This is a genomic window from Nocardia jiangxiensis NBRC 101359 (assembly GCF_000308615.1).
Classification (GTDB): Bacteria; Actinomycetota; Actinomycetes; order Mycobacteriales; family Mycobacteriaceae; genus Nocardia; species Nocardia jiangxiensis.
Genome location: NZ_BAGB01000164.1, coordinates 30,467 through 49,742, shown reverse-complemented (window position 1 = coordinate 49,742; position 19,276 = coordinate 30,467). Strand labels below are relative to the sequence as shown.

General features: G+C 66.1%; 14 protein-coding genes. 8 read left to right on the top strand and 6 right to left on the bottom strand.

All coding sequences use genetic code 11. The features are described 5' to 3' along the window. Window positions 1-521 precede the first annotated feature (521 nt). Window positions 522-1,238, top strand: a complete 717-nt coding sequence (locus ON40_RS52810; RefSeq protein ID WP_157186730.1) for a hypothetical protein — start codon at window positions 522-524, stop codon at window positions 1,236-1,238. Between the two features lie 299 nt (window positions 1,239-1,537). On the opposite strand, the gene ON40_RS39485 is transcribed toward ON40_RS52810, so the two are convergent. Both ON40_RS39485 and ON40_RS56385 read right to left on the bottom strand, forming a co-directional pair. Next, complete coding sequence (locus ON40_RS39485) at window positions 1,538-2,980, bottom strand: MFS transporter (protein WP_063713186.1); 1,443 nt, start codon at window positions 2,978-2,980, stop codon at window positions 1,538-1,540. Between the two features lie 590 nt (window positions 2,981-3,570). Beyond that, entirely contained in the window at window positions 3,571-3,798 is a 228-nt protein-coding gene (locus ON40_RS56385; RefSeq protein WP_040830593.1) for a ferredoxin, read from the bottom strand. A gap of 83 nt (window positions 3,799-3,881) precedes the next feature. Between ON40_RS56385 and ON40_RS39475 the strand changes: the two genes are divergently transcribed. After that, entirely contained in the window at window positions 3,882-5,126 is a 1,245-nt protein-coding gene (locus ON40_RS39475) for a cytochrome P450 (protein ID WP_157186729.1), read from the top strand. Between the two features lie 405 nt (window positions 5,127-5,531). Further along, window positions 5,532-6,404 carry a cupin domain-containing protein gene (locus tag ON40_RS39470; protein ID WP_040830591.1) on the top strand — a complete coding sequence of 291 codons (873 nt, stop codon included), beginning with the start codon at window positions 5,532-5,534 and terminating at the stop codon, window positions 6,402-6,404. Window positions 6,405-6,498: 94 nt separating this feature from the next. Here the strand turns inward: ON40_RS39470 and ON40_RS39465 are convergent, their stop codons facing one another. Further along, on the bottom strand, window positions 6,499-7,713 hold the full coding sequence (locus tag ON40_RS39465; protein ID WP_040830590.1) for a VOC family protein: 1,215 nt from the start codon (window positions 7,711-7,713) through the stop codon (window positions 6,499-6,501). Next, window positions 7,710-9,374 (bottom strand): FAD-dependent monooxygenase, encoded by a 1,665-nt coding sequence (locus ON40_RS39460; RefSeq protein WP_063713183.1) that lies wholly within the window; start codon window positions 9,372-9,374, stop codon window positions 7,710-7,712. The genes ON40_RS39465 and ON40_RS39460 overlap by 4 nt, the downstream gene beginning before the upstream one ends. A gap of 487 nt (window positions 9,375-9,861) precedes the next feature. Here ON40_RS39460 and ON40_RS39455 point away from each other — a divergent pair, with 487 nt between their 5' ends. Both ON40_RS39455 and ON40_RS39450 read left to right on the top strand, forming a co-directional pair. Next, window positions 9,862-11,493 carry a thiamine pyrophosphate-dependent enzyme gene (locus tag ON40_RS39455; protein WP_040830679.1) on the top strand — a complete coding sequence of 544 codons (1,632 nt, stop codon included), beginning with the start codon at window positions 9,862-9,864 and terminating at the stop codon, window positions 11,491-11,493. Between the two features lie 38 nt (window positions 11,494-11,531). Then, a complete protein-coding gene (locus ON40_RS39450; RefSeq protein ID WP_040830589.1) occupies window positions 11,532-12,782 on the top strand; it encodes an alpha-hydroxy acid oxidase in 1,251 nt (416 codons plus the stop codon). 96 nt (window positions 12,783-12,878) lie between these two features. Here ON40_RS39450 and ON40_RS39445 read toward each other — a convergent pair whose 3' ends face one another. Further along, a complete protein-coding gene (locus tag ON40_RS39445; protein WP_040830587.1) occupies window positions 12,879-14,324 on the bottom strand; it encodes an aldehyde dehydrogenase family protein in 1,446 nt (481 codons plus the stop codon). 221 nt (window positions 14,325-14,545) lie between these two features. On the opposite strand from ON40_RS39445, the gene ON40_RS39440 reads away from it, so the two are divergent. After that, the gene (locus ON40_RS39440; protein ID WP_157186728.1) at window positions 14,546-15,529 is read left to right on the top strand and encodes an amidohydrolase family protein; all 984 of its coding nucleotides are present in this window, start codon (window positions 14,546-14,548) and stop codon (window positions 15,527-15,529) included. 17 nt (window positions 15,530-15,546) lie between these two features. Here the strand turns inward: ON40_RS39440 and ON40_RS39435 are convergent, their stop codons facing one another. Then, window positions 15,547-16,086: a MarR family winged helix-turn-helix transcriptional regulator gene (locus tag ON40_RS39435; RefSeq protein WP_040830586.1), complete on the bottom strand. Its 540-nt coding sequence runs from the start codon at window positions 16,084-16,086 to the stop codon at window positions 15,547-15,549. Window positions 16,087-16,233: 147 nt separating this feature from the next. Here ON40_RS39435 and ON40_RS39430 point away from each other — a divergent pair, with 147 nt between their 5' ends. Both ON40_RS39430 and ON40_RS39425 read left to right on the top strand, forming a co-directional pair. After that, window positions 16,234-17,196: an MBL fold metallo-hydrolase gene (locus ON40_RS39430; RefSeq protein ID WP_085997876.1), complete on the top strand. Its 963-nt coding sequence runs from the start codon at window positions 16,234-16,236 to the stop codon at window positions 17,194-17,196. A gap of 19 nt (window positions 17,197-17,215) precedes the next feature. Next, the gene (locus ON40_RS39425; RefSeq protein ID WP_051194281.1) at window positions 17,216-18,967 is read left to right on the top strand and encodes an FAD-dependent monooxygenase; all 1,752 of its coding nucleotides are present in this window, start codon (window positions 17,216-17,218) and stop codon (window positions 18,965-18,967) included. Window positions 18,968-19,276: the final 309 nt, after the last annotated feature.

The window sequence follows — 19,276 nt, the reverse complement described above, 5'->3', positions numbered from 1 at the left end:
TTACCAGTTCAGTGTGGACAGCGCCAGTCGGCGTAGCTTGTGACCGCGCGCGAGAACGACGCCGCCGTCGAATGCCTCACGAAGATCCATGCTCTCCTCCTCGTTCAGCGGCTTGCTCGTGTCGAGATCCCGCAGCTCGACTCCGATGTCGGCAGACAGCGGAACTGCCTTCGTCGTGCTGCACCCTCCTGCATGTGGTGGAGCCGCCGCGGCCCTGGTCGAGCAACCGGATGGGCCTGTCGCTGAAATTATGATTATGTTCGCCATTCCTGGACGGATAAACAGGCCGCCTGTGTAAAGTGCTGCGAGCAGGACCTACCGCGCCGGTGACAGGAGAGGCCGGGAAGTACTTGGTGCAGCAGGGCGAGGCCCGTTGGCGCTGCATGTCCGGGTAGTGATCCCGGTCGGCTCTCAGCAGGGGCGGCCCGGGAGTTGGGTTCGGCCTCGGTCGTACCCAATTCGTCTGCGCCACATGCAAATCCGCTATTCCAGCTGGACGCGGACCTATGAATGAGGATGTCATGAAGAAGCTGAACTACGCCGTATCCGTCGCAACGTTGGCTGTGGGCACCATCGGCGTCATAACGGTAGGCTCTGCGAACGCCGCCGTTCCTGTCGCGGCAACACCTGTACCTGACCTGAGCACTCTGAGCGTGTCACTCGCTCCGGGTGTGCGCTATGCCGCTAATACGCAGGATCGTTCCGCGGTGCTGTCGACTCCGCTGGGAACACTCACTACCCGAGGCGGTGTGGTGCAGGTCACGGACGCAACGGGCAGGGCGGTCGTTGGGCAGAAATTCGATACGCCGCCCAAGGCGGCAAGCGACATTCCGGCCGTCGCCGCCACTGGAATTCCCCGACGAGAAGCAGATTCACCCATAGCTGCACAGCCCGTGCTGAATCCCGCACCGGTCCAGCAGGTCGACCAGCAGGCCGACTTCAATGCCGCGCTCGGTCAAGCAGGCGCCCAATTCGGACTGGCCAGCGGTGTGGGCGCGATGGTTGGTGGCGTGACCGGGGCAGCGATCGGATGCCCGCTCGGCGCTATCACGGGCGGCGCACTCATGGCGGTCGCTCCGCCGGTTACCCCACTCGCCGCGATCGGTGGCTGCATCCTGGGCGCGGGCGCAATGGGAGGTGTGGGCGCAATCCTGGGCGGGGCCCTGGTCGGCGGTACGGTCGGTGTGGCGAGTGCGGCCCAGATGTACAACACCCTGCATGCAAAGGGCGAAGCATAGAGTCGCCTCGGCGCAGTAACGAGTCGATCAGGGCGATCTGGTGGCTCCGCGCGACTACACATGATGTATGTGCGGGACCTGCCGCTCGGCTCGAGTTCTTCGTGACCGAGCGGTGATCCCGCACAACTCGTTGGTCGTCGCCTCGTATGCGGAGTCGGCGAATTCGAGATTTGGAATAGCTGTCCAATCGTCCGGCGAGGACAGAGGTGACCGGGGCGCCACGCCGTCGGTGCGATATACCGCACCGTATCGCCATCTTCGACGCCCTGGTCACTGCCGATTTCGTTCGTGGAACCGACCTATCTCACTACAGGCTCCGTGGCATCACTGCTGCCCGCTTGGGAGATTCGGCGCGGCAGGCGGCGGTCGGCGACGACGAGCACGACGCTCAGCAGGCTGGTCAGGGCGAGTAGGTTGCCCAGTGTGTGCAGGCCGTCGGTGCTGACCGTGGGTGAATAGACGAGGCTGATCAGACTCGAGGAGAACACTGCCCCGGTGTAGGTGAAGGTGCGCAGTAGCCCCGCGGCAGGTCCGATCTGTGGGGCTGGAGTCTGGTCGTACATGGACGCCTGTAGGCCGAGGGGGCCGAGTGTGAAGCTGACGCCGAAGGCGATGGTAGCCATCAAGATCAGCACAACTGGGGTGTGCACGTCCATCAGGCGTAGGCCGATCCCAACCGCCAAGGCGATGATTGCCGAGGCGAGCAGCGGGCTGCGGATCAGGTTGCGGCGGGATACGGGGCCGGAGACAAAGATCGCCACGGCCGACATCGGCAGCATAACCAGGCCCGTGATCAGGGCAGATAAGCCCTTTCCGTCCTGGAGCCACTGGGTGACGCCGTACATGACGCAGTATCCGCCGAACAGGCTGACCACGGTCCGGAGGTAGGTGAGGCAGAGCGGTCGGTTGGCTGCCAGCATCCGGACGTCGATCAGCGGGGCCGCAGCGCGGCGTTCCCAGGCGATGAGGACGGCGAACAAGACCACAGCCAGCCCCAGCGTGATCCAGTTCGGGGCGCGCAGGCCCATGAGGAAGATCAGCAGCGAGCTGAACGCCCCGCCGAACAGGAGGATTCCTGCCGGGTCGACATCCGAGGCGATGGACCGCAAGCTGGGGCGTGCTTCGGATGGTGCATCGCTGGGAATCCAGCGCCAGGCCATGGCCGCCGCGATCAGGGCGAGCGGAATGTTGATCGCGAAAGTGACTCGCCAACCAGCCGCTCCGACCAGCAGTCCGCCCAGGGGTAGACCGAAGGCGGCCGTCACCTGAGCGGCCAGGGTCAGCTGACCCAGCACGCTGCCCGGCGCATCGATGCCAGTATCAGCGGCCCTGCCGCGGATGAGGTGCATGGCGCAGGGATAACCGGCCGAGGTGCCGATGCCGAGGATGACGCGGGCCACGGTCAGCGTCGCCAGACTCGTTCCGATGGTGCCGAGGATGCCGCCCGCCAGCACCAGAATGATGCCGGCCAGGAACACCCGGCGGCCGCCGAACCGGGCCGCGAGCTTGCCCATCGTGGGCTGGGCGATCCCGCTGGCCACGTATAGGGCCGCGACCAGGATTGTGGCTCGTCCCGCCGAGACGTCGAAGGTACGGGCGATCGGGGTCAGCGCTGTGGCGATGATGCTGCTGTTGATCGGGTTGAAGGTGGACCCCACGAGAAGTGGAGTCGTGAACCGCCAGGTGAAGGGTGATCCGGCTGGCGGTGACTGCGTCGTCTGGAGTGCGCGAGGTTCGGTCAACTGGATCACTCTTTCCTTCTCTCAGGTATATTAAACAGGATACCTGTTCAGGTTACCTGTCTATATTACCGATATGCGAACAGCTGGTAACCATGCGCCCCAGGGGCATCGAGGAGTGGGTCGCTGCGGCGTTGGCCACCGATCCTGATCGGAAAGTTTTGCCGCACAAGCGAAGCTGATGGAGGTGTACGAGATGCGCGGTGTCCGTGTGACCGATATCGAAAGTCGGCTCATGACGGCGAGTCCGCCCTCGCCGCGATGTCCATCCAGCGTGGGCGGCGGGACGACTGTCGTGACCGTCAGCAGGCTTCATTGCGGCTGGTCCGACTGAATGATGATCATCATTAGGGACGCCGGCGAGGTCGGCTCATCGGCTGGATGGAGGGTGCACGGCTACTCTGCCGATTGCCTCGACGAGCGGAACTCGGTGTCTCGTCTGGTCGTGTTGGTGAGCTGTGCACCTGTCCCAGATTTTGCTGGTTGCCGAAAGGTTCGGGACGTAGCCGTCCACGTGGTTCAAGGCGTCTTCGGTGTTCGGTGACGCCTTGAACGGATCGTGGCCCGGCCTGGCAGTTCGACTACGTGATCAGTCAGGATTCGCCCGAGGGTTCGGCGGCCGCCCGAAGGCTCAGGGCGCGAGTGGGGCACGAGTCGATCGCTTCCGTGACCTGCGTCGAATCGGATGGGGCGATGCGAGCTCGGATTACCGCGACCACTCCGTCGCGTACTTCGAAGTGGTTCGGTGCGACGTACGCGCACAGGCCCGAGCCGGCGCAAACCGCGCGGTCAGCGTGTGCGATCTGTTCGTCGTTGCTCATTGGACTCCCTTGACTGTCGACAAAGTGTGATTATAGTTACTTAAGTAATCATGTTAACATTACTTCGGTACTGGGGAGTCTGCATGGACGCAGCTAACAACGTCGACTTGAGGGATGCCGTGCGCATCGAAGACCCAGCGTTCTACCTCGACGACCCCTGGACGACCTTCGACCGAATGCGTCGCGAGGCGCCGGCCTTCTACTACGAGTCGCTCGACACATTCGTGCTCACGCGGTATGCCGACATCCGCGACGTGGTGAGCAAACCTGAGGTGTTTCGCAACCGGGAGGGACAATTCCTGAACGATGTGAAGTACAAGGACCAGTTGGGCGATACCACCATGACCGATTCCTTCTTCCCCAAAGGGGGCGAGCAGGTCGGCACGACGGACGGGGTGCGACACCAAGATCTACGCAGGGTTCTGGCCCCGGCGTTCTCGGCCTCGGCGATGGAGGCGATGAGCGGGCCGATCGCGGAGTACACCGCTGAACTGCTCGATGAGGTGCCGGTCGGGGAAGCCTTCGACTGGTCGGTCATTGCGACCAACATTCCGATCAGGGCGGGATCCAATCTGATCGGGCTTCCTGCGGCGGATCATGACCGAGTTCTGGCCTGGAGTGAAGAACTCGAAAAGCTCGGCGGCAATCTCACGTTCGAGGAACTACAGGCGGCGGTCGCCGAGTTTGCCAGCCTGCAGCGCTTCATCATCGAGAACATCGAGCACAAGCGTGCGCATCCGGGTGATGCGGACCTGCTCACGGTGCTGCTCGATGCGGAACTTCACAATGACAAAGTGTCGCAAGCCAACGTCGTAACGTTCGCCATGACGATGCTCGCTGCGGGGAGTGATACAACCAGGTCGCTGCTCAATGGGCTCGTCTATCACTTCGCGCGCAACCCCGACCAGTGGGATGCTCTGCGAGCCGACAGGTCGCTGGTGCCTTTGGCTGTGGAGGAGACGCTGCGAATGGTTACTCCGGCGCGGGCGTTCGTCCGCACTGCCGCTGAAGATCATGAGATTGCTGGTCAAACCATCAGGGAAGGACAGCATCTGTACCTGGTCTACATGGCTGCGAACCGCGACGAGACCGTATTCAGTGAGCCGCATCGCTTCGACGTCACTCGCAAAGAGGCGGTCAAACACCTGGCCTTCGGTGGTGGCGCCCACGTCTGCGCCGGCTCTCGCCTGGTGCGACTCGAGGCGCCGATTGTTCTCAATGGGCTGCTCGATCGATTCTCGCGGATCGAACCCGCGGCAGATCCGGTGCCCGTCATGCACGTAGTACGTAGCGGCTGGGAGACCATGCCCGTCGTGCTCCACGTCTGACCGCGGGCATAGTAACTGTGGAGTTGCCGGTGAAAGTGCTTCGTCGTCGATCAGCCCGACCTGCTTACGAATCGGAGAAGGTCGGGGGTTGAATCGCTTCGGTCGCGCAACCGGCAGGAGGCCCTTTCGCTCGACGCGGAGGGGCCTCTGTCATTTCACCGGCGACACCGTGTGATGACACCCCACCGTCACGGTCGGTGCTGGTGCCGTCTGAATGGCGCTACGCAAACCATCGGCCTCCGTAAGCTTCGTCCGGCGCGTCGGCCGCGTTCTGACCATCTGGTGGAAGGCCGACCGGACGGCCCGATGCGGTGACCGCGCTATATCCTTGGAACTTTAGCTGGAAACCTACTAGGTAGGTATGGTGGACTGGGTGAGGATGGTGTCAGACCCGAGGAGGTCGCGATGAAGGTCGTACCGTACGACGAGAGCGCGTATCACATGGACCACCCCATGGGTACGGTGGCGTTCAATTATCTACTGTCGGGCGATGATTCGGAGACGACGGAGAACTTCCGTTACGTGCTGGGCCGGCAGGAGGGCGATTTCCACATGCCGCGGCACCGGCATTCGTTGGAGCAGATCAGGCTTCCGATCGTCGGTGATATGAACCTGGGCGAGCAGGGAATTCTGCACGAGGGGGAGATCGGATACTTTCCGGAGGGCGTCTACTACGGTCCGCAGGACGATCCGCTGGGTGACCCGAAACAACTGCAACTGGTGCTGCAGTTCGGCGGGGCGTCCGGACTGGGTATGGGGATGCCCACCGATGCACAGAAGGCAGACGCGGCCCGCGGCACCAGGCGCCCCGGCGAGCAGTTGATGCCCAGGCCCCGCTACGCGGACGTGATCAAGTTCGACCCGGCGAATTACAACTACCTGCCGGTGGCGGGCCAGCCGGGTGTGCAGCGAAAGTTCTTCGGCGCCTTCACCGAGCGGGCCTTGCGGATCGAATGGGTCAAAATCGAAACTGGGGCGCAATGGGTTTCGGCAGAGGATTCGCGCCGTTTCGTCGTCGTGCTCGGTGGCGGCGGCGTGGTCGCCGATATGCGGGTCGGATACCTGGCCGCTGTTCAGGCGGAGGTCGGTGAGACGCTGACCGTGACCGCCGAACAGGACCTCGAACTGCACGTGGTCGCCGTTCCGCCAGTGCTTCTGCCCGAGATCCCGCAACAGCATGACGTGGTGATCTCCAGGGGCGCAATCGAATTCGAGACACCCCGAGATCTGAGGAAGGCCGAAGCTGTCGCCGCCTCGAACGCGGCGCGCCGAGGCTGAGCGCCGGCCGCACTGCGGCGCTGCGGCCGATCCATCGATGCCGGGGATTTCTGCGGCCCTGTGGGATCGAGGATCCCCCAGGGCCGCGGCGGGCTTACTCGAGCGGGCCCAGATAAGGCTCACCGTCGAAAGCTTCGTCGTCGTCGATGGTTTCGGGCCAGCCGGTCGTGGCGGTGTCGAGGGGCGATTGCTGGTGTACCTGGCGCATGGTGTCGTAGAGTTCGATGAGGTGGCCGTCAGGGTCACGGACGCGGAACGCGCGGGGGATTCCGGGGAACAGCTCCGGAGGCAGCGTCACCTCCGTCATCCCGTTGCCGAGCAGATATGTTCTGGCATCGCGCAATTGGCGATAAGTGCCCACCTGCATCCCGACGGAGAATGTGGTGCTGTGCGCGCTCAGGTGCAGCCGCTCCCGCAGCTCGATCGGATACAGTGCGACGGCGTGGTGCTCGGTGCCAGCCCGCAGGAATACACAACGCAGACCCTCGTACCGGATCTCCTCGGTCAGCCGCAGGCCCAGTACGTTCCGGTAGAAATCCCGGGCGGCCTCGACGTCGGTGACGAACAGCCGCAGCGGGCCGATCCGCACGATCTTGAACGGCCGGGACAGCAGTACGCCGCCCACGTCGAAACGGCCCGCCTCGTCGGGCACGTCCCGCAGGCCCTCACTCAGGTCGACGTCGCTCGCGAGTGCGGTGGACACCTCCTCGGTCTCCGAAATCTGCGGCAGCGTAGGTGTTTTCCGCAACAGATACTTGTAGAAATGCAGCGGTTTGCTGATGCCGGTCCAGCCGACCTGCTCCATGCCGTAGAACAGTTCGTTGGTGTGCCCGTCCGGATCGGTGAAATACGTGTGCCAGTTGGATCCGGGCATATCCCGGCCGGCTCGCTGCACCGAATTGCCGGTATCGCGCAGCCAGGCCTCGCCGTCCACGACCTCCCGCAACGAGCCGACTTGCCAGGAGATCTGGTTGATCGTCACCGGGCCGGTGAGGATCTGCTGCCCGTTGATGGCGGCGTGCACGCGCCGGTTGAACAGGACGAAGCTGTGGTGCTCGGTGCCGTGCCGCATGAAATACCCGCCCGGGTCGCCGAGCCCGGCCAGGATCGCCGGATCGGATACGCGCCGGGAGAAATCGAGCCGATCCGAGATACGCAGGCCCAGCAAATCCCGATAGCAGCGGATACTCTCATCGATCAGGGTGCAGTTCAGGCCGATATGGCCGAGCCGGCGCACCCGGAACGGCCGCTCGAGCCGGTAGCCGCCGACATCGAAGAGCTCGGGACGTGGTTTCTCGGTAGCGGTCATACGGTGCCTCCGGTGACTCGGGTGAGTAGGTCGTCGGGATCCGGGAGTTCATTGCCGCGCCACCCCACATGCTGGTCGGGCCGGATGAGCGCGAGGTCGCTGCCGTAGAGCTCGGGGGCTTGCGGCAGGGTGAGATCGACGACGGCCAGTGGAATCCCACGTCGCCGCGCGGCCGCGACCAGGGGTTCGGCGGACGCGGCGTCGGAGTGTGTGCGTAACAGGGTGAATCCGGGGCCGAGCACATCGAACAGCGACTGCGACTGCGACAACCACAGGTGCGGGGCCAGCGCGCCGGGACGCGCCGTGGGCACATAGACGTCGTAACTGCTCTCCGGTTCGGGCGTCCCGTCGGGCCAGATGATCGGCGAGCCCTCGTACCGGGTGCCCAATTGCACTCCGAGCGAGGCGAACTCCTCCTTCTGATCCTCGAGGAAGCGCCCGAGCTCGGCGCGCGCCTCGCGCCCATTCGGGGTATCTGCCTCCAGGTCGGGGTCCAGCGTCACGTCCTTGACCGAGCGCCCGAGGTTGACCGCCGCGCCGGTATTGCGTAGGCCCGCGGGCTTGCGCTCGGCCTCGAAGCTGTCCACCAGATGTGGCCCGGCCCAGCCCTGTACCGCGCCCGCTAGCTTCCAAGCCAGGTTCGCCGCATCGTCGATTCCGGTGTTCATGCCGAAACCGCCTGTGGGCGTGAACAAATGCGCGGCGTCGCCGCAGATCAGCACGCGGCCGCGCTGATAGCGCTGCGCGACCAAGGCCAGACCCGCCACCCAGTCCTGGGATCCGAGGATCTCGACCTCGACGTGCTCGCCGACGCTGTCGTCGATGAATTCACGTAGGGCCTCGTCACTGTCCACGTCACCCCTGATGACGCTCATGCGGAATTCGTCGCGCCCGTTGAGCGAGATCAGGGTTGCGATCCGACCCGGCCGCAGCAGCCAGTACTGCCACGCTGGTGCGCGGATGACATCCGTGAGAAGGTCGGGTATGCGTAGGTATTTCGAATGCCGCGGGCCACTGAGGAATCCCAGGTCCTCCTCGCTGCCCGCATAGGAGATGCCCAACTGCCGGCGGACCCGGCTGTGCGCGCCGTCGCAGCCCACCAGATACCGGCACGAGACGATTTCTTCGGTCTCACCGCCCACCGGCCGGACGCGCGCATTGACCCCGCCGCAGGTTTCCTCGAAGCCGAGGAATTCGGTGCCGAGCCGGAAGGTGATCTCATCGGTCCGCTGTACATGCTCGAAAAGCACCTGTTCCACGTACATTTGGTTGGCGCGGTGCACGGGCTCGGGAATCTGGCCGGTCACCGAGTGCGCCGCCGCCTCCACCATCTTCTCCGCGGCCGAGGGCATCCGCAGCCGGTGCAGTTCGTGGCCGTTGAGCCTGGTCATGTAGACCACATCGGTCGGGTATCCGGGCGGCAGACCGACCGCGCGGACGGCATCGGCCAGGCCGAGGCGACGGTAATGCTCCATGGTGCGGGCGTTGTGGGTATTGCCCTTGGGGTACGCGCGGTGGGACGCGTTCTGCTCGATCACCGTGGACCGGACGCCCTTGGCCGCCAGATCGAGGGCCAGGAACATGCCCACGGGCCCCGCTCCGATGATGACCACCGGAGTATCGACGGGGTGCTGGTCGTCCCGGGAAGATGGATGTGTCACTGGTGCGCTACCTCACGGGATATTCGGAAGTTCGGCTCCTGGTCGCGTCGCGAAATCATCGCTCGGTGAGTGGGTTTCGTGCGAGGGCAGACCGAAGTGCGTGCGATGGACGGTGCTGGGCGTTGGCCTCGACACCACGTCCACCTCGGTGCCGGAGCGAGAGGAGGCCGGTAGTACCGGTATGACGAACTTCCGATCCGGACACCGAGGTGAACGCCGTCAGCATGCCAATCGGGGATGGCCCGTGACCATAAGCGTTCCACTCAATGATCGGAAGGCGTTGGGCGTCTGGACGATCGGCTTTCTTCTCCTATTCTGAGCAGACCGGTGCTCCGGCCTGTGCGCTCGGCCGGTACGCCGGGTGGCGACGGTTCACGTCGCTCGCCGTCGACACGTCCCGTCGAGGCGTACCGGAACCGTCGAATTTCCGCCTGGTCACGCCATCGAGGCCGTGCCCGATGATGCGCAGAAGGAGTTGGCACGCACTATGCGAATGACCGGTGGCGAGGCACTTGCCGCACAGTTGGTGCGGGAGGGCCAGCGGACCGTATTCGGTGTTCCAGGTATCCAGCTGGACTACGCGATGGATGGGTTGGCGCAGCAGCGCACCAGGATTCGCTTCGTCGGGGCTCGGCACGAGCAGGGCGCGGGCTATTTCGCGGACGGTTTCGCGCGCGCCACCGGTGATCCCGCGGTGTGCATGGTGGTTCCCGGGCCTGGGTTGCTCAACGCCGGGGCGGCGCTGTCGACGGCCTATGCGTGCTCGAGTCGCGTGGTTCTTCTCGCCGGGCAGATCCCCTCGCCGGCGATCGGGCAGGGACTCGGGATGCTGCACGAGATTCCGGGGCAGAGCGAGTTCGTCGCGTCACTGACGAAATGGTCGGCCATGGCCCGCACACCGCAGGAGATCCCGGCCCTGGTGCGCCGGGCATTCCACGAGGTGCGCTCGGGCCGACCGCGACCGGTCGGGCTGGAGATTCCTCCCGATGTCCTTGCGGCACAGTCCGATATCACGCTCGTCGATCCCACGCCCGCCGAGCACCCGGCCCTCGACGCGGACGATATCGAGCAGGTCGCCGCGCTGCTCGCCGCCGCCTCGCGTCCGGTGATCCTCGCCGGTGGCGGCGTGGTGGCCGGTGGGGCGTCGCGGGCCCTGGCCCGGCTCGCTGAAACCCTGGACGCACCGGTCGTCACCACCCGCAACGGCCGGGGTGCGATCAGCGATCGGCATCCGCTGGCCCTGACGATGCTGGGTGGGCGCCGGGTGCTGCCCGAGGCCGATGTGGTGCTGGCCGTGGGAACCCGGTTCATGACGCTGCGGGGCAGGCCCCTGATCACCGCGCCCGGTACCAAGGTCGTCCTGGTCAATGTCGAGCCCGCCGATCTCGGCGGCCCGCGCAAACCGGAGATCGCTGTCCTGGCTGATGCGTTATCCGCGCTGGAGGCGCTGGCCGATGCCCTGCCCGCGCGGTCCGGGCCCTCCCGACGGGCGGCCGAGGTGGCGCGGGTTCGGGCCGAATGCACCGAACAGTTGACGGCGATCGCGCCGCAACTCGCGTGGCTGACCGCGATTCGCGAGGCGCTGCCCGACGATGGCGTGCTCGTCGAGGAGCTGACCCAGATCGGGTACGCCTCGCGGATCGCCTATCCCGTGTACGAACCCCGAACCTTCATAACCCCGGGCTACCAGGGCACCCTGGGCTACGGCTTTCCGACCGCGCTGGGGGCGAAGGTCGGCCGCCCGGACGTTCCGGTGGTCTCGATCACCGGTGACGGTGGATTCGGCTGGGGCCTACAGGAATTGGCCACCGCTCGCAAATACGGCATCGGCTTGATCACGGTCGTGTTCGCCGACGGCTACTTCGGCAACGTGCGGCGCATTCAGCAGGAGGATTTCGGACGCACCATCGCCACCGAGCTGGTCAACCCCGACTTCGTTGCTCTGGCAAGAAGTTTCGGGATCAGCGGATTCCGAGTGCAGTCACCCGGGCAGCTATCCGGCGTGATCCGCGAGGCTGGGTCCGAGCCGGTGCTGATCGAGGTGCCGGTGGGCGAATTCCCGTCTCCCTGGGAACTTCTCGCAGAGCCCACCTACGGCGGCCCGGTCGCGGCCGGGTAGCGGAACACCCATCATTCACCCGATCGGATGGACTTTCGATGACGAGTCTCGAACGACATTTCCCGCGCTTGGAGGATTTCGCGCCGCTGCTGAAACCCGCACCCCGCGAACGCGATTCGACCAAGCGCCGACTGGCTGAGGCGCACAACATCTGGGATCTGCGCCGAATTGCCAAGCGCCGCACCCCGTCCGGTCCGTTCGATTACGCCGATGGCGGCGCCGACGGCGAGGTCGGTCTCGGGCGTGCGCGAGAGGCCTTCACGGATCTGGAATTCCGGCCCGGAGTGCTGCGCGATGTCTCCAAGACCGACACCTCGACCACTGTGCTCGGCAGGGCGTCCGCGCTGCCATTCGGCCTCGCGCCCACCGGATTCACCCGGATGCTGCATTCCGCGGGTGAACGCGCGGCGGTGGCCGCCGCCGCGCGTGCCGGGATACCCTTCTCACTCTCGACCGTCGGCACGACCTCGATCGAGCGGATCGCGGCGATCGCGCCCGAGGCCCGCAAGTGGTTCCAGCTGTATCTGTGGAAGGACCGTGATCTATCGCTCGAGCTGGTACGCAATGCGAAGGCCGCCGGATACGAGGCCCTGCTCGTAACGGTCGACGTGCCGGTCAGCGGCAATCGCCTGCGGGATCAGCGCAACGGCATGACGATTCCGCCCCGGCTGACCGCGAAGACCTTCCTGGACGCCTCGTACCGGTGGCGCTGGTGGTTCGACTTTCTGACGACCGAGCCGTACAGTTTCGCCTTCGACACCACTGGCCGCGGCTCCACCAGCGATCTGGTGCGCCGACTGGCCGATCCGAGTGTGACATTCGAGGATCTGGCGTGGGTGCGCAAAGCATGGGACGGGCCGTTACTGGTCAAGGGCATCCAGACCGTGGGCGATGCGTGCCGCGCGCTGGACCACGGCGCGGACGGCGTGATCGTTTCCGGTCATGGCGGGCGCCAGCTCGACCGCGGCCCGGTGGTGCTCCATATCCTCCCCGAAGTCGTTGCGGCCGTGGGTGATCGGGGTACGGTGATGCTCGATACCGGCATCATGAACGGCGCGGACATCGTCGCGGCCCTCGCCCTGGGCGCGGATTTCACCCTCGTCGGGCGCGCGTTTCTCTATGGCCTGATGGCAGGTGGCGAGGCCGGAGTCGCTCGTAGCTTGGAGATCCTGTCCGCGGAGATCGAGCGGACGATGAAGTTCCTCGGGGTCAGTGCCATCGACGAACTCGAGCCAGCTCACGTGCGGCTGATGAGCAGGCGAGGGCCCGTGGGTAGCCAGAACAGTTGACCCGGACAGCGAAACCCGGTTCTGCTGGTGGCAGGACCGGGTTTCCTTCGTTGGAAAGGACTTTCGTGCGGACGCCGTGGCCGCGCGCCACCGCCGTTACTGAAGCCCGATCCAGACGCTCTTCACCTCCGTGTATTCCTCGATCGCCTCCGCGCCCATCTCCCTGCCCCAGCCGCTGGCCTTCACCCCACCCCACGGGACGGCCGGATCGAGGCTGGCAACGATATTCACCCGCACGCAGGCGGCCTGGATCTGCTCGGCGAGCCGATGCGCCAAGGCCAGGTCCCGGGTCCACACCGAGGCCACGAGTCCGAACTCGGAGTCGTTCACGCGTGCCGCGATCTCGTCGAGGTCGTCGAAGGGCATGACGGTCAGGACCGGCCCGAAGATCTCCTCCCGGGCGATTCGCATATCGTCCCGTGCGTCGGCGAAAACGGTTGGCGGATAGAAGCTTCCCGCCGCGAGGTCGCCGTCGGCGCGCTTCCCGCCGGTCACGATGGTTGCGCCCTGCGACACTCCGCTGCGCACATAGCCGTCCACGCGGGCCAGATGTTCCTCACCGACCAGCGGGCCCATCTGCGTGCCCACGTTCAGTCCGGGCCCCACGCGCACGGCCGCGGCTGCGTCCGCCAACCGCTGCGTGAACTCGTCGTATCGGGAGCGCGCCACGTAGAAGCGCGAGGACGCGCCGCAGACCTGCCCGGAATTGTTGATGCCGCTACGCAGATTGGCGGGCACCGCGACATCCAGATCGGCGTCGGCGGTGACGACGCTCGCGGCCTTGCCGCCCAGTTCGAGGGACAGCCGCTTGAGGTTTCCGGCCGCCGCGCGCACGATGTCGCGCCCGACTTCCGTGGACCCGGTGAACGACACCTTGTCCACGCCGGGATGGTCCACCAGAGCCCGGCCGGCGTCCGGGCCGCCTGTCACCACGTTCACCACGCCGGGCGGAAATCCTGCCTCGGCGAACAGGTGTGCCAGCCGCACCGCCGAAAGTGGTGTCTGCTCGGCCGGTTTGAGCACGACGGTGTTTCCGCAGGCGAGCGCAGGCGCCAGCTTCCACGCGGCGATGAGCAGCGGGAAATTCCACGGTGTGATGAGGCCGCACACGCCCACCGGCACGCGCGTGGTGTAGTTCAGCGCCTGCGGAACCGAATGCGCGGGCACCCGGCCGTCGATCTTGGTCACCCAGCCGGCGAAATAGCGGAAGTGCTCGGCGGCTCCGGCGACGGAGACGGCACGCGCGATCGGCAGTGGCTGCCCCTGGTCGCGAGTCTCCAACTCGGCGAAGGCATCCGCGTCGCGCTCGAGCAGTTCGGACACGCGCCAGAGCAGCCGGGCGCGTTCGGACGGCGGCATCGCGGCCCAGCTCGGATTGCGCAGGGCCGCCCGTGCCGCGGCGACCGCGGCATCGACGTCCTTCTCGCCGCCGTCCGCGACCGTCGCGAGCGCCTCGCCCGTGGCCGGATCGACCGTGGTGAGCGTCGCCTCCGAGGCGGCCTCGCACCACTCCCCGCCGATCAGCAACTGTCCGTTCCGCATCCGCGCCTCCGTGACTACTACGCCGTGGTCGTGCCGACAGACGATTGTGTACGCCGCAGCGCGGGCGCCTCAATGCGTTGCCACGAGTTGCCCACGGTTGCAGGAAGTTTCGCTCAGTGGATGGTATTGATCAAACCTTTTATCGGTGTGCGGGCGGTTGTTAGCGTGCCATGACGCGCACCATCGGGCGCATTCTGGCGGTTCTCGGACGAGAGGCAACGATGACAATCGTCGACGTGCACACCCATATGCTGAGCGAGGCCTTCCTCGACGCGCTGGCCGCGGGCAGCGGCGGCAAGTATCGAGTGGGTCGGGTTCCGGCGGGCGATCGGGCGATCTTCACGAGGGATACCGCGTTCGTGACGCTGACCCAGGGCATGTTCGATTACGAACTACGTGTGGCCGCAATGGATTCCGCCGGTGTCGACATGGCGATCGTATCGCTCACCTGTCCGAACGTATTCTGGGGCGACGTGGCGGCGAGCACCGCGGCCGCGGAGCTGATCAACGACGATATGGCAGCGGCGCAGACGGCATATCCGGACCGGATTCGCTTCTTGGCCACCATTCCTTGGCAGTACCCGGACCGCGCGGTGCAGGAGCTCGAACGGGCGTGTGCGCGCGGCGCGGTGGGAGTCATGGTGCTGGCCAACATCGACGGGGTGTCGCTGACAGATCCGCGGTTCGCGCCCGTCTGGGACGAGATCGACCGCCGGGGGCTGCCGGTGCTGGTGCATCCCACCTCGCCCATCGGTGAGTATCAGCTCGACATCAGCCGGTACCACCTGGTGTGGAGCGTGGGCTTCACCTTCGACACCACCCTGGCCCTGTCCCGGATGATCATGGACGGATTCTTCGACCGCTACCGGAATCTGAAGATCATCGGCGGCCACGCGGGCGGCTACCTGCCCTTCGTGATCAGCCGCCTGGACGCGGGTTTCCGGTCGTTCGAGTCCTGCCGCGCCGCGATCGACCGGTTGCCCAGCACCTACCTGGAGCAGATCTACGTCGATTCGATCGTCTATTCACCGGAGGCGCTGGCGATGACGCTCGAGGTCATGGGGCCGGAGAACGTGCTGTACGGCTCGGACTACCCGCACAAGAACGGAAAGATGGAGGAAATCATCGAGATTGTCGGCGCCGCACCGGGTTTCGCCCACTCGGGGATCATGAGCGGCAATGCGGAGAAGATCTTCCGGCTCTGATGGGCGAATGCCCGCCGTCAGAAGCGCTTTCGAGAGGCGGTGTCATTGACGCCGTGCATGAGTTTGCCCAGCAGCCCGATCAGGATCTGCCGCTCCGGTGCGCTCAGCGCGCCCGCCCAGGCGCGCTCGCGATCGTTGTGATCGGCGAAGGCGTCGACGATGGCGGCGTGACCGGCGTCCGTCAGCGCGATCTGCACTGCCCTGCGGTCGTATTCGGCCCGGGTCTTATCGATCAGGCCGTCACGTTCGAGCGTGGCGAGCAGCGCCGAGACCGCCGCGCGGCTCATGCCGGACAGCTCGGCCACGCGCTTGGCCTCGAGCGGCCCGGCCAGCCACAGCACGAACAGCACCCGGAATCCCGCCCAGCTCCATCCGCGCGGCCGGTGCACCGCCGATTCGAGGTCGTAGACCAGCGCGCTGGTGACCCGGTGCAGCGTGAGTACCAGCCGCATCGCCGTTGCATCGACCGAACCCAGCTCGCGCGTGGCCTTCTCGACCGCGAAGTCCACGAACGACAGATAGTCGAGCTGGTCCGGGTCGATCGGCGGTTTGCGCATGGACCCAAGAGTATGCGTGATCGGCGCTCACCCATTCAGTGAGCAATTGGCCCGGAGGGCTTCTCCGAGAACACGTGCGCGAGTTACGTTGAGAGACAAAGCAATCAAAGCATTGATCAAATCGAAGTCATGAGAGAGGTGTCAGCGGTGACCACCAAAGCCTTCGCATCCTCCGCGGACCTGGGGGAGAAACAACAGCGACTGGAGGTCCTGGCGGACGGTGTGTACGCGCTGACCGCCGAGGGCGACCCCAACATCGGCGCTATCGAGGGCGAGGATTTCCTCGTCTGCTTCGAGGCGCTGGCCACGCCGGTCGCGGCAGCCGAATGGCTGGCGACGCTGCGCGAGCACACCGATAAACCGGTTCGGTATCTGGTGCTGTCGCACTATCACGCCGTGCGGGTGCTGGGCGCTTCGGCGTTCGACGCGGAAGAGATTGTGGCCCATGAGAATACGAAGGCCCTCATCGCCGAACGCGGCGAACAGGACTGGGTCAGTGAGTTCGCCCGGATGCCGCGGCTGGCCAAGGCCGCGGAGTCCGTGCCCGGATTGACCTGGCCGACAGTCACATTCGCCGACCGGCTCACCATCGATCTGGGTGGCGATCGCGGCGAACTGGTGCTGCAGTACTGCGGCCGCGGACATACCGAGGGCGATATCGTGGCCTGGCTGCCGCGGCACCGGATCCTGTTCGCCGGGGATCTGGTCGAGGCCGAGGCCGCGCTGTACACCGGGGACGCATTCCATCGGGACTGGTCCACTGGAACCCTGGACCGGGTCAGCGAATTCGGCGCGGAACAGCTGGTCGGCGGCCGCGGCGGGGTGAGCCGGGGCACTGCGGCGGTCGAGGCCGCGATCGAGCAGACGCGGTCGTTCCTGCGGGTGATGATCCGCGAGGTGGGGGCGGTACAGCGCGCGGGCGGCACGCTGAAGGAGGCATTCGAGGCCACGCACACGGCGCTGGTGGGCGACTATGGGCACTGGCCGATCTTCGAGCACTGCCTGCCGTTCGACGTCTCGCGCCTGTGGGACGAGCTGTCCGGCATCGAGCGTCCGATCATCTGGACCGCCGAGCGGGACCGCGAGGTGTGGGATCAGCTGCAGGACTGACCGCGAGAGCCGAATTGTCATGAGCACCAACACTGATCGGCCGGCCGCGGTCGCGGTGCTGGGCAACGGCCCGGTGGGCCAGACCGCCGCGCTGCTGCTCGCCCGCTGGGGTGTGCCGGTGATCCTGCTGGACGACCGGCCGCATCGTGACCCGATCGGCTCGAAGGCCATCTGCCAGCAACGGGATGTGCTGGATATCTGGGAATCGGTGGGCGTCGGCCACCGGGTGGCACGGGAGGGCCTGACCTGGACCACGGCGCGCACCTTCTATCGCGACCACGAGCTGTTCGCCTACTCGCTGCCGGACCCGGGCCGCTCGGTGTTCCCACCGTTCGTCAACATCTCCCAGGCGCGCACGGAATCCCTGCTCGACGAGCGGATTCGCGCCCACGAGTCGATCGACGTGCGCTGGGAGCACCGGGTGGTCGCGATCGACCAGAACGACGAGCGTGTCCGCATTGCGTGCGAAACCCCGGGCGGCAGCGTGGATGTCGCTGTCGGCTATGCGGTCGCCTGTGCCGGTGCGCGCGGCGAAGACATCCGGGGGATGCTCGGCCTGAGCTTCGACGGGCACTCCTTCGACGATCGCTTCCTGATCTGCGATATCCGGGCCGAATTGCCCGGATGGGCAGACGAGCGCCGGTTCTACTTCGATCCGGAGTGGAATCCCGGGCGGCAGGTGCTGATTCACCCCTGCCCGGAATCGACCTTCCGCATCGACTGGCAGGTGCCCGCCGACTACGACCTCGCCGCCGAGGAGCAGGACGGCGGCCTCGACGCCCGCATCCGGGCGATCATCGGGGATCGATCGTACGAGATCGTGTGGAAGTCGGTGTACCGCTTCCACTCTCGCGTGGTTGACCGAATGCGGGTTGGGCGCGTGCTGATCGCGGGCGACTGCGCGCACCTGGTGTCGCCGTTCGGCGCCCGTGGCCTGAATTCCGGTGTCGCCGACGCGGAGAACGCCGCCTGGAAGCTGGCCTATGTGCTGTACGGCTGGGCGGGCGACGTACTACTGGACAGCTATCACGACGAGCGGCATGCAGCGGCGCTGGAGAACCTCGAAGTCACCACTGCAACAATGGATTTCCTGGTCCCGCAGACCGAGGATCAGCGTCGTCGCCGCCTGGTGGCGCTGGGCCGCGCCGATGCCGATCCGAGCTATCGCGCCCGGGTCGATTCGGGGCGGTTGGCCGAACCGTTCTGGTATGTCGACTCGCCGCTGACCACCCTCGATCCGGCGCGTCTGTTCGGTGGGCGCCCTGCGCGGGGCAGTTCCGTGCCCGCCGGGCCGGGCATCCTCGTTCCGGATGTGCCGATCGCGCCCGTATCCGAGAGTGCACTCGCTGCGGTCCGTGATGCGCAGTGCGCGATGATGTCCGACGGGTGGCCCGCCTTGGTCTCTGGTGCCGAACGCGGATCGGCGTCCGGTGCGCCGTACACGGGGACGGGCATGCGGCTGCGTGCGGTGGCCAGGTCGGGCCTGCTGATCCTGGCCGGTCCCAAGGTGGACCCCGTCGTACTCGAGCAGGCGGCCGGCGCGGCGGCCGGCCCTGTGCGTGTTGTGGACCTCGCCGAGATCGACCCGGGCGGTACGCTGACGCACGCGCTGGGCGCGGGTGCCGGTGAGGTCTGGGTGATCCGGCCGGATGCTCACGTCGCCGCCGTGCTCGACCAGCCGGACACCGCGCGGCTGGCTGCGGCCCTGCGTCGGGCCCTGGGTGCGGGCATGGTGGAGGCGAGCAAGGAGGTGCGTTTTCGTGAGGAATGAGGCGATATTCGGCACGATCTGCGACGCCGCCGCGGTGTTCCCGCCCCGCAATCTGCCCGAGGGTGCGCGGTAGACGAACTTTCCGCGGCCGTACGAGAACTCGGGCCGGAGGTCACTCGATGCGTCGAGGTCCCGCGCGACTCCCGTCGCGGCTCGCTGCTGGAGCTGTCCTGGGGCGGCAAGGGACCGATCACCCTGTCCGACAGGAGGATTCGCAGCTTCTCGAGAACGGCGGTGAGGTCTCCATCACCGCGACCGCGCCGGGACCCGGGGACGCGACGATCGGGTTCGCCGAGGTTCCGGGCCGGA